This window comes from Pseudomonas sp. M20, from assembly GCF_045037865.1.
Taxonomy (GTDB): Bacteria; Pseudomonadota; Gammaproteobacteria; order Pseudomonadales; family Pseudomonadaceae; genus Aquipseudomonas.
In genome coordinates, this window is sequence record NZ_CP173611.1 from 3,191,298 (window position 1) to 3,204,773 (window position 13,476).

Below are 13,476 nucleotides of genomic sequence, written 5' to 3' on the forward strand. Positions count from 1 at the left end.
CGCAAGCCTCTGAATACTCAGTCAACTGACTGTAGCCGAGGTTCCTGCTTTTTCCGGGCCATGCCCCAGACGAGGTTACGAATCAGAATTTTCCTGCAAGCTTTGCAGCTCGCGTCTGACCATGCTGGCGTATTCCGCGGGACGTAACTGGTAGATCTGCGCAGCCACCCAGTTCAGCCAGGCGCCCTGCAATTCGGCCTTGGCGGCGAACAAACGCAGGGCTTCCTCGCGTGCAGTGTCGAGGTTCTGCGAATGGAAATCTGAGCGACTCACTCGCTGGCCTTGAACGTCACCAGCTCGCCCTTGCGCCATTTGGCGGCTTTGGCGGTCACGGCTTTCAGGGTTTTGGTCAGGCCTTCCTGCAATTGCTGATGAGCGGCGAACACGGTCACCACGCTGTGGCCTTCCTTGAACAGGATCGCGTGCCCGTCAGCAGTTTCGACGAAGGCGTAATCGCCCAGTCCATAGACCGTGAGTTTGATTTCGCGAAAGCGGATATCCATCTTGCCGCCTTCACGGCTGGGCAAGACCGATGCACTGAAATGATCGCCGACCTTGAGCTTGAGCCCTGGTTTGTCATCGACCACCAAGGCGCTTTCGGTGTCGATCTCGGCCACGTAAATGCCTTCGGCGTTCTGCTCGGTGATGTAAACAAAACGCGACTGGAACAACTTGACCAGCTTTGCACGCAAATCACCCAACACGAACAAAGCATGCATATCGAGATTACTGACTGCCAAAGAAACATCCCCACATCTGAAAAAACCGCACACGGAAAACGCGCACGGCAAAAAAAAGCCAGGCCAATGCAACTACCAAATGACTCAAATAAATACCCGAATCGAGCAGAGTGCTGATTCAGCGCGAGGCCCCTAAGACTACTGGATTGTCACTCGCGAAACTCATCCAGATTTCGCCAAAGCTTGAAGGAAAAATCCTCACCGTTGGCAAGAGCAGTCTGACTACGAACTTTAGGGAAAATTCTCACGAAAAAAAGCACTTTTCCGACATATCGCTGGCGAAAAATTGCTTTAGATAAGCCCTGTCGTCAACAGGTACTGGCGATTCTAGAGCAGCGATGCTCATTCCGACTACCCGAAACGGCCTGTAAATATCGGCCAACTGATGAAAAGGACTTCATATGTGCACTCGGACTCACTTTGCCATGACCACAGACGCCCGTATCGAATCGCCGCTGATCCTGCATCTCAGCGCCATCAACGAGCATTGGCCACGCTTTCAAGTCGTACCGGCCGGCAACGCCTTCTTCCACATCAAGGAAACCTCGACCGGGCGTGTAAGAGGTTTCCGTGAAGATCACAACGAAGCCTGCGCCCTCGCCCGCTCACTTGAATCGAAGATCGAACTCCTGGCGAATGGCTGCCTCAGATAAAGAGAGTGATCGACCGCGCCGTACCGGCGCCCACCGAAGGAGTACACGATGGAACTGCCAGCATACGATCTAAAAACCCTGTTCGATCAACTGGGGTTGCCTTCAGATGGCACAGCAATCGACGATTTCATCGAAAAGCATCAGTTGACCTCTGAGACCAAACTGATCGACGCCGATTTCTGGACGCCGCAACAGGCGCAATTACTCAAGGAATGGTTAAGGGCCGACGGTGAAGAGGCGATCGTGGTTGATGAACTGAATGTGCGCCTGCACGACGGCAAGTAATCAGGAGTCAGTGAAGGCTGTCACCCGGCTCAGCGTGCAATTGCGCGAGCCACGCAGCCTTGCACTCCTCCGCCTCGTCGCGACTGGCAAACGCGGTACCGCGACGCTCGCCATTGAGCAACACCACCCAGCAGACGCTGCGGCCCATTGCGCGCAAACCGGCCGGCACGCCACTGCCGATCATCACGGCAACATCAACTCTGCACTGCATGCAGCTCTCCCGAAATCATTAGCAACCTAACTAAGCGGTCAGATTAATGGTTTCTTTCGAGCGGAAACAGCAAGCTCCATGCACAGATTCATTGCACCGGCAGTAACAATCCCTCAGCGCGGTTTTTCCGGTTTATAGCCCAGACGCAATCCACCCCAGTGCCGGCCCTTGATCATGATCGGCACCGACAGGTCATGCATCAGCTCACCGGTGTCGCGGGTGTAGGTCTGCAACAACACCGGTTGCTGATGGCTGCCGCAGCGAATACCCGTGCGGTCGGCAAACTTGCGTTTGGTGCGATTGTTCACCGCGTCGACCTGTGCATCGCCGGTCAACGGCTGGCTGAACAACTGATTGTGCGTCGGCACATAACCCTGCTGCGTGCAGGCAATGGCGAACACCAGCCCCTCGTGACGCGGCAACAAGGGTTCCTGAATCGCCGGCAGCACCTGATCGGTGTAACGGTCGAAACGGGTTTGGAATTTCGCCGGCTGCGTATTCGGGATCGGCTGATACTGGCGGTCGAACAGGTCTTCGAGGCTGATCCGGCCCTGCTCGACATCCGCCTCGAAACGCGCGGCAATCTGGCTCGCCCCTTCGCGGGCCAGATCGTAGATGCGCTGGTGATAGTCATCCAGACCGACTTCAGCCAAGCGTTCGCTGATGGTTTCCGCCTGCCCTTCCATCTGCACCGCCGCTTCGGCGAGGCGGCGCGTCTGTTGATCGCTGATCGCCAGATCGCTGCGCATCTGTTCAATGGCTTTAAAAAGACTGTCGAGTTGTTCGCGATTGGTTTCCGCGCCCTGGGCAATTTCACCGACCTGACTTTCCACACCGGCAGCCAATCGTGCAATGTTCTCCAGATGCTGACCGGTGTGCTCGACCTGCTCGACACCGGTCTGCAGATCGCTGGACAGCTCACGAATCTGCTCAACCACCTGCGCCGTGCGCTGTTGAATGTCCGCGACCATCTCGCCCACTTCACCGGTTGCCGAAGCTGTGCGTGCCGCCAACCCGCGAACTTCGTCCGCCACCACCGCGAAACCACGACCATGCTCACCGGCCCGCGCCGCTTCGATCGCCGCGTTCAATGCGAGCAGATTGGTCTGGCTGGCAATCGACTGAATTACCAGGGTCACGCGCTGAATATCATCGCTGCGCAGACTCAAGGCTTCGATCAATTCACGGCTGGCATTGGCGCGTTGACTGAGCTGATGCATGCGCGAGATCGAATCCACCAGCTCCGTGCGCCCCGCCGCGCCGCTGTGATGCGCCTGACTCGCTGCCTCGAGCGCTGCACGGCTGAGCTGCGAAGTCGCGTGTTCGGTCGCGATCATCACCTCGGCATTGCTGACAATCCGCGCCGCCGCATCGAGTTGCGATTCGAGTTTGCTCGCCAGTTCCTTGACCGAAAACGCCACGCCGGCTGCCGACAACGCGTTATGACTGGTGGTGTAGGAAAGGTCGCGGGTCAGGTCGGACATTGCGCTGCCAGTGTCGGCAGGCTGAACATCGGGGATAGCGCGGGAGCGCAGGCGCGGCAGCCAGACAATCAGCACCGCCAACGGCATGCCAATGTACAGCGACCATTCACCCAGCGTCATGCCGGCCAACAACAGCATCAGGGCGATGCTTTGCAGGGTCGGTGCGATCCAGCGGTTTTTCGGCAAAGGCACTGGTGCAGGCAAAGCCCCAACCAGAGATCCATCTCTCGTCATATCAACACCCCACGCTTGTTCTCATTGTTGTGACTGCATTAAACGCCACTACAACGCCATTATCCATGGTCCGTTAGTCGTGGGGTCTGTGGCAGGTCAATGGAATCGCGGGGAAATATTGCGGACGAGCAAAAACAAAGATCGCAGCCTTCAGCAACGCCTGTGTAGGAGCTGCCGAAGGCTGCGATCTTTTCAAGGCGCCCCTATCGAAAGGGTCACCTCACAGAATCAGGCCTGACGCTGGTGCTTGTCGATCTGCTCGTGACGCTCTTGAGCTTCGATGCAGTACTTGGTGGTCGGGCTGATCAGCAGGCGTTTCAGGCCAATGGCCTCGCCGCTGTCATCGCACCAGCCAAAACTGTCTTCCTTGATGCGCTCAAGGGCTTGTTCCAGTTGTGGCAGCATGCGCTGGTCGCGATCGATCGCGTTCACCAGCCAAGTGCGCTCTTCTTCAACCGAAGCCGCGTCCGCCGGGTCAGCCGGGGTGTCCAGGCTTTCGATGGCGATACGGTTTTGCTCAATGCGCTCGTGGGTTTCGACTTTCATGTTCTGCAACAGCTCAGTGAAGAAAGCGTGCTGCTCGGCATTCATGTAGTCATCTGCCGGCATGGCCAGCAACTTGTCCTTTGTCATTGATATCTCTATAAAAAAACGTGCATTAAGGCGAATTAGGGAGCGTTTCGGCGAACCGCGTGCGGTCGGCGAAAAGGCATCGTTTATTGCAAATGCCACCCGGCACTCAATTTACGAGGGGCGGCAGTCTAAGGCCCGAATGAGGCCTCAGCAACTGTAAATACAGGGAATTTGTCCGACAACGTCCGGAAACTGCTCTGACACAGCGTTCACACGGGCAATCGGAGTGCGTTTATAGCAAGAAATTCAGTCGAGCGGCTGTATATAGAAGACAAACGGCTAACCGCGCAGCGTTCAGACGCAATTTTTTACCACGCACTGCATCGTTTCAGCAAAGCAGAACCGCAAAAGCCCCCCTACTATCAGGCCCACCGTGAGATCAAACAGCCTGAAGGATGACCTATGCCCCGCCCCGATCTGCCGGCCACCGACGAGGTTTCACTCGCCAGCCCCCCGATCAATGCCGAGCGCCTGCTGCAACTGATCACCGACGAATACGACGCCCTGCCGCGCCAGCTCAAACGCATCGCCAGCTACATCAGCCAACAGAGCGACCGGATCATGGTCGACCGCATCAGCGACATCGCTCGCGAGTGCGAAGTCCACCCGTCCGCCATCGTGCGCTTCTCGCAACGCTTCGGTTTTAGCGGCTTCAGCGAAATGCAGGCCTTGTTCCGCAGCGCCTACACGCACAAAGCCTCGCCGGTGCAAAACTACCAGCAACGCATCCGCAGCATGATCGCCGACCAGTCGCAGCAAGCCAGCGCCGGTGACCTCGCCCGCGAATGCATCGACGCCACCCGCTCCGGCATCGAACGCCTGGGCCGCGAACTCGACGACACCGCATTCGAAAAAGCCGTCGACCTGATCGTCAACGCCGACAACATTTATGTCGTCGGCGTGCGCCGCTCCTTCGCCGTCGCCGACTACCTTGTTTACAACTTGCAACACACCCAGAAAAAAATTCATCTGGTGTCCGGGCTAGGCGGCAGCTATCGCGAGCAAATGCGCAGCGTGCGCGCCAAGGATCTGGTCATCGCCATCAGCTTCGTGCCCTACGCCAAGGAAACCCAACACTGCCTGCGCTTCGCTCGCCAGCAACAGGCCAACACCCTGATCCTCACCGACAGCCACCTCTCGCCGCTGGCGAAACTCGCCAACAGCGTATTGCTGGTCAACGAAGGCAGCGCCCTCGCCTTTCGTTCGCTGAGTGCGACGCTGTGTTTGTGCCAAGCGTTGTTTGTAGCGGTGGCCTATCGGCTGGAACTGAATGTTGATGAGATTCACGAACAACCCGGCTTCGACGACTGACAATTGCCTCAACGTCGGCTAGGTTATGCCTTCCCACCGGTTTGACTTGAAGGAACGCGTCATGAAACTGATCGGCATGCTGGACTCCCCTTACGTGCGTCGCGTGGCGATCTCCGCCAAACGCTTGGGGATCGACCTCGAACACGAGTCGGTCTCGGTGTTCCGCCACTTCGAGCAATTCCAGCAGATCAACCCGGTGGTCAAAGCCCCCACACTGATCCTCGACGACGGCGTGGTCCTGATGGACTCGACCCTCATCCTCGACTACCTCGAAGCCAGCTCCGGCAAAAGCCTGCTGCCAACCGACCTGAAACAACGCGCCCACGCCCTGCGCCTGATCGGCCTCAGCCTCGCCGCCTGCGAAAAAGCCGTGCAGCTCTATTACGAACGCAACCTGCGCCCGGCCGACATTCAATACCAGCCGTGGGTCGAACGCGTCGAAGGCCAACTCGCCGCCGCCTTCACCGCCCTCGAACACGAACTGGAAAAAACCGGCCTGCCCACCGACGGCACCCTCACCCAGGCCGGCATCAGCCTCGCCGTCGCCTGGAGCTTCACCGACCTCGTCGTCCCCGACCAGATCGACACCCGCCGCTACCCCCACATCGCCCAATACACCGCCTACGCCGAAACCCTCGAAGCGTTCGTCAGCACCCCGATGACCTGACCATGAGCACCACCGACACCGCCGCCCCGGCGTTAAAGGAAATCTTCAACGCCGAGCGCTTGCAGCACATCGCCAGCGAAATGAGCGCCGTGTACCCGGCGTTCAAGGCCAAGGCGTTTCTCAAACACGCCCAGGATGGACTCGCTGAATTATCAGTGATGCAACGCATGGCGCGTGTCAGCGAAAGCCTGCACGCCGTGTTGCCGCTGGATTACCAAGATTCCCTAGAAGTGCTTTTCGAACTCGCACCACGGCTGAACAGCGGATTCGTCAGCATGTGCCTGCCGCACTACGTCGCGAGCTACGGCGGACATGCGTTCGACACCTCCATGGACGCCCTGAAGTACTTCACCACCTTCGGCTCCTCCGAATTCGCCATCCGCCACTTTCTGCGCAGCGACCTGGAACGGTCGTTAGAGCTGATGCATGACTGGACCCGAGACGAAAACCACCACGTCCGACGACTCGCCAGCGAAGGCAGCCGCCCTCGCCTGCCTTGGTCGTTTCGGTTGGAAGCGGTGCAGGCGGATCCGCACTTAGCGGCCGGGATACTCGATCGTTTGAAAGCGGATGAGAGTTTGTACGTGCGCAAGTCCGTGGCGAATCATTTGAATGACGTGACGAAGGTGCATCCGGAGTGGGTGTTGGACACGATTGAAGGTTGGTCGTTGGAGAACAAGAACACGGCGTGGATTGCCAAGCATGCTTTGAGGAGTTTGATCAAGCAGGGGGATTTGCGGGCGCTGACGGTGATTGGTGCCGGGGCGAAGGCTAAGGTTGAGTTGTTGGATGTGCGGGTTGAGCCGGCGGTGGTTAGGTTGGGGGAAGCGATTACGTTGTCGTTTGTGGTGAAGTCGACGGTGGCGCATGAGCAGCGGTTGGTGATTGATTATGCGATTGACTATGTGAAGGCGAATGGTGGGGTTTCGGGGAAGGTTTTTAAGTTGAAGACGGTGGTTTTGGTGGGGTTTGGGAGTGTGGTTGTGGGGAGGCGGCAGGTGATTAAGGATTTTACGACGCGGAAGCATTTTGAGGGGCTGCATAGAGTGCGGGTGATGGTTAATGGGGAGGTATTGGGTAGCGCTGCGTTTGACATTGTTGCTGGATGAGGCTGTGTGTGGATTCGTTGATCTGGCAATATTCGGAGTGAGAGGAAATTGCGCATGGGGCGGCTTTCGGCCATAGCGGATGTTCACAAGCGGCCGATACCGGCAAAGAGTAATCTATCGATGTGTCAATGGAATCTGAGGCGATTCAAGGAAGTCGCCCCGCTAGCAACGCTATTTATAATACCTAGCTGCTTTGGGTGTTAGCAGAGGGCCATTTCCGTTCAGCCATCTCGTAACAATCCACCCCGTCGCATTCACGGGAAATTAGCTCCAACTGCAGTTCGCCAAAAGTCGGTGAGTTGGTCCAGTAATGACCTCTAAGTTGCTTGGAGTTATTGATTAGGCGGAGGTCACCGGCTCCAGTAGCAAGCTTGTTTTCGCCTTGGTACAACCTCTTAAGTTCGAAAACATAGCAAAGCCGGGTAGCCTCAGTTCTACCGTTTTGAATCAATGCTTCGAGTTTTGACTCACCTTCTTGAGACTTTGTGAAAGACTCTATCGAGATAGTCAAGTATGTTTGTCGTATTACGAAAATGATAGGTATCTGCAAAGGCGTTCTATCCGCCTGATGAAAGTCAGAGCTAAGTGTGCCACGCCATACTCCATGCACCATTGGTCTTCGCATCCACCGCGCAATCCGGGGGGATCTCCACGCCAGTTTAAAAAAAACACCAAATAGAAATGTAACGCAAGTTAATGCGTATGAAATGGCACGCCACCCCGCTGTAAGCGGTTCGTATCCTAACAACACGTGAACGAGGTAGAGAGAGATCGCGACAGCTAAAACCAGGCTGACGTATACCTTCAATAGTCGCTGCAGTTCGATTTCGGTGAGGCTTAAATTATTCATCTTTCTCAGTTGCTCGCGACAAGACTCTTCCATTTTTGTACACAACGATTTCATCCCCCATACCGAGCACCCCTACATATATAATTCCCGGAATGATGGAAGTTAGTAGCGCTGTCATCTGCCTTGCACCGCTAGGTAGATCCTCTGAAGGCTGCGCCAAACACTCCAACGAAGGCGCTAGAAACTGGGAAATATGTGTGAGTGATTGCGACTGTATGTCGATCATATGGAATCCGTCGTGCCAAGGTGAAGCTTGGTCTGAAACCTCAGCTAATATGCGGGAAATTGCCTCAACTCCGAAGATTGGTAGATCTGGTTTCATCGCGTTCCGATGTCCCAGGGGCACTCTCGGCAACTCTTCAAGATCGGAATAGAAGACAAGTCCGACTCCAGAGAACCCTTCTGATCTCAGCCTTTTGATCTGTTCCAACAAAATTACTGGAAAGTCTCGATCTTGCGATGCCGCGCTGGTTTCCACTGTGTAATATTCCACTAGCTGAGCCTGCATTTGGTGAGGCCGATGAAGCCATAATGCTATCTCGAGGCGGTCGAGGTAAAGCTGGAATGCCATATATCTTAAAGCTAGACCCCATTGCAATCCTCAAGGCTGAGGGCTATCCGCTTAATAGCCTGAACAAGGGCCCTTTACTCTATGGCTGATGAACTAAACCGCTCCACCAAGCTGCCAGATCATCTGGAAATGCTATTACAGCGCGGTTTTAGGCCGATAGCGCTTTCATTAAACGATGGAAAGCGATGATTATCATGATCCGTTTCAACTTGTTGGCCAATACAAAAGCTCATCTCTTTACTGAACCAGGCCTGCTGAGCGTAACCGCGCGGCATATTTACTCCATCGGATGGCCAAGTATTCGGAGAACGAGGGCGGACCCCATGTGCAGCGAGAGGTTACCCATTTGCCCCGAAAATTTAGTCTGCTCTAACGAAACTCAAAATCCCAGCAGTGTTTCCTGCACGTCGCCAATTTCGCGCAGTCCAGTAATAGCCAGTCATCTCCATTTCCCCCTCTGAATTGCGTCTCACCTGGACGTCCGCGGCGCCGGTATGATTCGACTCGTCATCGGCAGCTTTCTTAAAGTGCTTTGACTTATATATGTATACAAGCCGATGCGGCTCGTCATTTTGTGCAACGATCGGTGCAGCAGAAATACTATACGAGTCGGACTTATCAGTCAGACCTTGGACTTCCATAAGGATGTTAATTTTTAGCAGGCTGGCTTTAATAGTCAGCTTTGCTTCGAAAGCTTCAAGTGGTATCGCATCTATTTGTTTCGGATCAAACGGACTCAATGTATCAGTTGAGGAGGATGCTGCCGATTGAATAGCCCGATGAACTGAATAATTCGACTCAACAGTGCCTATCCATACGCCAGACAGGTCTGGATATGCACCGCTGAAGACAAACTCATAGCATTTCCAAGCCCACCGATAGCAGAACGGTACGCTTCCTATAAGGAGGAAGGCCGTTACAACGCCCGAGGCGACCTTCCAGGCCGTCTTGCCAAATTCTAGAAGATCGGTAGGGGATTCTTTGAACATCAGCCCGATGATCACCAAAACAACCAATCCGGTAATGAAGGTGAGAACCTTTCTCAGCCCGAAGACAGCGTACATTTTATTCCTCGCGAGCCATTGAACCTGTTAATTTCGCGCCTATATCATAATGGCACATTGCACCCTTTCTTAGGAGACCGCCACTAATGCCGAGCCTCAATCTGCATAGCCTGTTTGATACGCGGGTCGAAGGCCGGGTGGCCTTCCTCGATAACCTAACTCTAGCCCCTGAAGAACGGAAGCTGATGCTCAGTGCACGTACTGACATCCGTCAGCGCCTAAAAGCTCGCCTACCAAAACGGATCCAGAAGAAGGCCGAAGACGCTGGTCAGGGTCATATTGAAGTGCCTGACCCCAGATTCTTCACCCAAGGGTCGTGGGCTTACAAGACGCTCAATGCCCCTTGTCGCTCTCCTCAGCAGGCTGACCTAGATGACGGCGCCTACCTGCCGTTTAGCTACATCGAAAGCCAACCACCGGCACAGATGAGCGCCCTACTCTTCGAGGCCGTCGAGGAAGTTCTCTCGGAGCTTGCGGATGATAAAGGGTGGACAATTGACACGAGCAATGACAATTGCACCCGCCTGATCATCGATAGCGATAAGCACATCGATGTACCCGTCTACAGCATTTCCGATATCGAGTTCGCGACGCTTGTAAAAGCGAGTATGGAAATGTATCGCGTTGGGCTGGAGCACTTGGCCTTCGATAGCGCTGAATCTCAAGAGCTTGCTGACGAGCAAGAGTGGCACCTAATGCCGACTGAAGGCGTACTAATGGCCACCAAAAATCGCGGCTGGCAGGACTCAGATCCTCGTCCGGTACGCGACTGGGTGATTGAGCAGGTTGAGCTAAAGGGCGAACAGCTTCGCCGCGTCATGCGCTATTTGAAGGCTTGGCGCGACTTCCAGAAATGGGAAAAAGATGATCCGAAGTCGATCCTGCTGATGGTTGCCGCAGACGCTGCTTTCGATATGGCAATCGAAAAGCGCGATGACCTTGCACTGCTGAAGGTTCTCCAGAGGTTGCCAGACATCCTTCGAGGGAAAGTCACCAACCCAGCCACCAGAGATAAGCCTCTGGACGAGCAGGAAGATTTGGCGAAACGGCTAGACAACAAGGGCATTCGAGAAGACGTCATCGCCAGAATCGAACATTTTGCCGACCAGCTTGAATATGCGATCGATACCTGTGGAGTTCCATCCCAAGCTTGCGAGATTCTGATCGAACTTTTGGGCAAGCGTGTTCCGAATGATCCCGATCGAGTGACTCAATCGACAGTTCAGAGCCAGCCTGCCCAGAAGACCGCTGCGGTTCCCCCGCTTGGAAAAGCGACGGCGGGCTAAATGACAGATTTAAGCTCTGTTCACAAGGCTCTGACGGAAACGGGCTTCAAGCAAGTTAGAAGCCCCCTAAGCCTTCGGTATACTGGGACCATCTCCTTTAAAGGAAGGCAGATACCAATTAACCTAGATATCTTCGACAAAAGCTTCAAGCGACTGCCTGCTATCCAACTGCTTGAACGCCCTACAGAAATACCCTCGGTCTGCGCTCATATAAATCACAATGGCTATCTGTGCTATCTGCGCGACGACCAAGCTCACCTCCCTCGACACAACCTCGGGGGAGCTGTGTTAGGTTGCCTGGAAGTTGCCGAGCAGCTATTGGAAAGGCTCGCCAATGGTGGCGCCCTCACAGACTTCCAGGACGAGTTTCCGGTTTACTGGGGCGGACTACCTCTCCTAATCGATATTCCGGAGGAAACAAAGCCTGGCCTCCTCACGGATGTTGCTCTGTTGAAGCGCCCCAAAAGCCCTGAAAGCGACTGCCTGTATTTACTTGGTCGAGACGCTTCCAAACTTCAGGTCTTGTATTCTCGTTGGGGATTCGAGGTTCTAAGCCCGTCTTTGAAGATGAGGGTTGTGGACTCAGACAAACCTCTTGGCGCCATGGCCTCCACGTGGCCTCCTAAAACACTTACCGATCTCAAGACGTGGCTGCTCAGTGACAGAAACTCTGCAGTCAAGGGCCTTTATGATTCCGTCAAAGACGCCTTTGAGCACAAATTAGACAAGCTTCTTCTTCTAATCCGAGCTCCAAACACGAGCTGTTGCGTTCTAATCGACATTGAATATGTCAGAAAGATGCTGCCGTGCCGAAATGCAGCTGACTTCATGCGTTCGGTTTTTAGATCCTCAGAAAAGATTGATCAATCTGGAGTGAAAGTAATCAAGTCTCGGGCTGACAGAGCCGCAATCACCAGACTTGAACCAATGCCTGCCGATCCAGGATCTTGGCTTACACGCAACATGCCCGACTCAAAAGCCGGGCTTGCAGGCAAGAATGTTCTCTTGATCGGATGTGGTGCGATCGGTGGTCACTTGGCCGATCTCCTCGCAAAGAGTGGCGCTGGATTTGTAGGCGGAAAACTGATGCTATCTGATCCGGATACATTGTCAGTGGGAAACATCGGCCGTCACGTTTTAGGCTTTGGCGATCTAGAACACAAGAAAACCAGTTCTATCAGACAGCAGCTATTTGACTGCTATCCAAGAATAGAAGTGACAGAAGTAACGGATCAGGAAGTGGTTGCAACAGGGATGGTGGGTATAGATTTAGTGGTTGACGCTACGGGAAACCAAGCGCTTTCGCTCTACTTGAACGAGCTTAAGCTGAAAGAAAAATTCGATGCACCTATAGTCTTCGCATGGGTGGCAGGAGCAGGCTGCGGGGCTCAAGCCTATCTTTTTTCAAACGGCAAGGATGCATGTCTGAACTGCTTGGACTATAGCGTTCCAGGGGGCTCGTCTTCTGTAATGCGAAAGGGATACGAAATGACGCTTAAGAACTCTGCCGGAAGCTGTGGGGACTGGCTTGTACCGTTTTCGGCAACGGCGGCTATGCACGCTGCAGCGTTAGCTACCGACTTAGCGGTTGGATGGGCCAAAGGTAAGCCAAATCCTCGCTTTCGGAGCATCACGCTGGATTACGAAGGTGGAAAAACTGTCAAGCCCATCTCACCTACACCTAACCTCAAGTGCCCCGCATGCGCCATAAATCACTAATCGAACCAAACTCTAAGCGCTTAGTATTAGTGAACGAAGAAGTCTTGTCTCTGATATCAAGTTATCGGCAGTCTACTCCCGATGGTTGTGAGGCGGGAGGCATCCTTATGGGGAAACGCAGGGGGGAGCATTTTGAGATCACCTTCGCGACCGCTCCTCAACCGAAAGACAGCCGAAGTCGCTGCCGATTCAATCGGCAGCCCGGCGGTCATCAGGAGATTGCAGAGGAAAGATTTAGAGTAACAAACGGAGAAGAGAACTATATCGGCGAGTGGCACACTCACCCTGAAAATCATCCAACGCCATCAACCATTGACACACGTGATTGGAAAAGACTTTCGAAAATACACCGTGTCCCTTTGTTGGTAATCATCGGCGGGATTGAAACGAACTATTTTGGCCTTTTGGCCGGCTCAGAAATCCATATACTCAATGAGTGTAGGAGAAGTATTTCGAGGCTTTAGCACCGTGCAGTAGGCGTGATGTTCAAATCAACTAACGAGACAAGTATGCGACCAATGCAGCAGTGGCGATCGTCGCAGAGATAGGTACCGAAGTCGCTACTGGTTTGCACTGGCCTAACAAAAGAGCTGACCAGGCCTATCATCATCAATATGAGTGAAACGATAGGCCGCGCCCTCAGAGAAAATCTAAGCACC

At 54.3% G+C, this 13,476-nt stretch carries 15 protein-coding genes; 8 read left to right on the plus strand and 7 right to left on the minus strand.

From position 1 onward, the window contains the following. Positions 1–75 precede the first annotated feature (75 nt). Together ACI514_RS14095 and ACI514_RS14100 are read right to left on the minus strand one after the other, a co-directional pair. A complete protein-coding gene (locus ACI514_RS14095; protein WP_405124096.1) occupies positions 76–273 on the minus strand; it encodes a hypothetical protein in 198 nt (65 codons plus the stop codon). Continuing rightward, positions 270–740, minus strand: a complete 471-nt coding sequence (locus ACI514_RS14100; protein WP_038366424.1) for a hypothetical protein — start codon at positions 738–740, stop codon at positions 270–272. The genes ACI514_RS14095 and ACI514_RS14100 overlap by 4 nt, the downstream gene beginning before the upstream one ends. 401 nt (positions 741–1,141) lie before the next feature. Here ACI514_RS14100 and ACI514_RS14105 point away from each other — a divergent pair, with 401 nt between their 5' ends. Then, positions 1,142–1,393 carry a hypothetical protein gene (locus tag ACI514_RS14105; RefSeq protein ID WP_160057346.1) on the plus strand — a complete coding sequence of 84 codons (252 nt, stop codon included), beginning with the start codon at positions 1,142–1,144 and terminating at the stop codon, positions 1,391–1,393. A gap of 48 nt (positions 1,394–1,441) precedes the next feature. Next, a complete protein-coding gene (locus ACI514_RS14110) occupies positions 1,442–1,678 on the plus strand; it encodes a DUF2789 family protein (protein WP_405124097.1) in 237 nt (78 codons plus the stop codon). Between the two features lie 7 nt (positions 1,679–1,685). Here ACI514_RS14110 and ACI514_RS14115 read toward each other — a convergent pair whose 3' ends face one another. The 3 genes from ACI514_RS14115 to ACI514_RS14125 all read right to left on the minus strand — a co-directional run bounded on the left by ACI514_RS14115 (position 1,686) and on the right by ACI514_RS14125 (position 4,240). Then, entirely contained in the window at positions 1,686–1,889 is a 204-nt protein-coding gene (locus ACI514_RS14115) for a hypothetical protein (protein ID WP_016982990.1), read from the minus strand. A gap of 113 nt (positions 1,890–2,002) precedes the next feature. Then, entirely contained in the window at positions 2,003–3,607 is a 1,605-nt protein-coding gene (locus tag ACI514_RS14120; protein ID WP_405124098.1) for a methyl-accepting chemotaxis protein, read from the minus strand. A gap of 228 nt (positions 3,608–3,835) precedes the next feature. Next, a complete protein-coding gene (locus tag ACI514_RS14125; RefSeq protein ID WP_003225981.1) occupies positions 3,836–4,240 on the minus strand; it encodes a TraR/DksA family transcriptional regulator in 405 nt (134 codons plus the stop codon). A gap of 402 nt (positions 4,241–4,642) precedes the next feature. Between ACI514_RS14125 and ACI514_RS14130 the strand changes: the two genes are divergently transcribed. The 3 genes from ACI514_RS14130 to ACI514_RS14140 all read left to right on the plus strand — a co-directional run bounded on the left by ACI514_RS14130 (position 4,643) and on the right by ACI514_RS14140 (position 7,327). Next, a complete protein-coding gene (locus ACI514_RS14130) occupies positions 4,643–5,551 on the plus strand; it encodes a MurR/RpiR family transcriptional regulator (RefSeq protein ID WP_405124099.1) in 909 nt (302 codons plus the stop codon). Positions 5,552–5,612: 61 nt separating this feature from the next. Then, complete coding sequence (locus tag ACI514_RS14135; protein WP_405124100.1) at positions 5,613–6,218, plus strand: glutathione S-transferase; 606 nt, start codon at positions 5,613–5,615, stop codon at positions 6,216–6,218. Positions 6,219–6,220: 2 nt separating this feature from the next. After that, entirely contained in the window at positions 6,221–7,327 is a 1,107-nt protein-coding gene (locus ACI514_RS14140) for a DNA alkylation repair protein (RefSeq protein ID WP_405124101.1), read from the plus strand. A 184-nt stretch (positions 7,328–7,511) separates the two neighbouring features. Here the strand turns inward: ACI514_RS14140 and ACI514_RS14145 are convergent, their stop codons facing one another. Then, entirely contained in the window at positions 7,512–8,231 is a 720-nt protein-coding gene (locus tag ACI514_RS14145) for a hypothetical protein (protein ID WP_405124102.1), read from the minus strand. An 876-nt stretch (positions 8,232–9,107) separates the two neighbouring features. Further along, positions 9,108–9,812, minus strand: a complete 705-nt coding sequence (locus ACI514_RS14150; RefSeq protein ID WP_405124103.1) for a hypothetical protein — start codon at positions 9,810–9,812, stop codon at positions 9,108–9,110. Between the two features lie 86 nt (positions 9,813–9,898). Between ACI514_RS14150 and ACI514_RS14155 the strand changes: the two genes are divergently transcribed. Genes ACI514_RS14155 through ACI514_RS14165 form a run of 3 tightly spaced genes read left to right on the plus strand, consistent with a single transcriptional unit; the run spans position 9,899 to position 13,281 of the window. Further along, a complete protein-coding gene (locus ACI514_RS14155) occupies positions 9,899–11,098 on the plus strand; it encodes a CBASS cGAMP synthase (protein ID WP_405124104.1) in 1,200 nt (399 codons plus the stop codon). Beyond that, positions 11,099–12,817: a ThiF family adenylyltransferase gene (locus ACI514_RS14160; protein WP_405124105.1), complete on the plus strand. Its 1,719-nt coding sequence runs from the start codon at positions 11,099–11,101 to the stop codon at positions 12,815–12,817. It begins immediately after the preceding gene. Beyond that, positions 12,799–13,281: a Mov34/MPN/PAD-1 family protein gene (locus tag ACI514_RS14165; protein ID WP_405124106.1), complete on the plus strand. Its 483-nt coding sequence runs from the start codon at positions 12,799–12,801 to the stop codon at positions 13,279–13,281. The genes ACI514_RS14160 and ACI514_RS14165 overlap by 19 nt, the downstream gene beginning before the upstream one ends. The last annotated feature ends 195 nt before the right edge of the window (positions 13,282–13,476 follow it).

Excerpts from the sequence above, each read along its gene's own strand:
- ACI514_RS14130 (WP_405124099.1), top strand. The coding sequence starts at position 4,643 with ATGCCCCGCCCCGATCTGCCGGCCACCGACGAGGTTTCACTCGCCAGC.
- ACI514_RS14110 (WP_405124097.1), top strand. The coding sequence starts at position 1,442 with ATGGAACTGCCAGCATACGATCTAAAAACCCTGTTCGATCAACTGGGG.
- ACI514_RS14135 (WP_405124100.1), top strand. The coding sequence starts at position 5,613 with ATGAAACTGATCGGCATGCTGGACTCCCCTTACGTGCGTCGCGTGGCG.
- ACI514_RS14155 (WP_405124104.1), top strand. The coding sequence starts at position 9,899 with ATGCCGAGCCTCAATCTGCATAGCCTGTTTGATACGCGGGTCGAAGGC.
- ACI514_RS14105 (WP_160057346.1), top strand. The coding sequence starts at position 1,142 with ATGTGCACTCGGACTCACTTTGCCATGACCACAGACGCCCGTATCGAA.
- ACI514_RS14160 (WP_405124105.1), top strand. The coding sequence starts at position 11,099 with ATGACAGATTTAAGCTCTGTTCACAAGGCTCTGACGGAAACGGGCTTC.
- ACI514_RS14165 (WP_405124106.1), top strand. The coding sequence starts at position 12,799 with ATGCGCCATAAATCACTAATCGAACCAAACTCTAAGCGCTTAGTATTA.
- ACI514_RS14120 (WP_405124098.1), bottom strand. The coding sequence starts at position 3,607 with ATGACGAGAGATGGATCTCTGGTTGGGGCTTTGCCTGCACCAGTGCCT.
- ACI514_RS14125 (WP_003225981.1), bottom strand. The coding sequence starts at position 4,240 with ATGACAAAGGACAAGTTGCTGGCCATGCCGGCAGATGACTACATGAAT.
- ACI514_RS14145 (WP_405124102.1), bottom strand. The coding sequence starts at position 8,231 with ATGAAATCGTTGTGTACAAAAATGGAAGAGTCTTGTCGCGAGCAACTG.
- ACI514_RS14115 (WP_016982990.1), bottom strand. The coding sequence starts at position 1,889 with ATGCAGTGCAGAGTTGATGTTGCCGTGATGATCGGCAGTGGCGTGCCG.
- ACI514_RS14140 (WP_405124101.1), top strand. The coding sequence starts at position 6,221 with ATGAGCACCACCGACACCGCCGCCCCGGCGTTAAAGGAAATCTTCAAC.
- ACI514_RS14150 (WP_405124103.1), bottom strand. The coding sequence starts at position 9,812 with ATGTACGCTGTCTTCGGGCTGAGAAAGGTTCTCACCTTCATTACCGGA.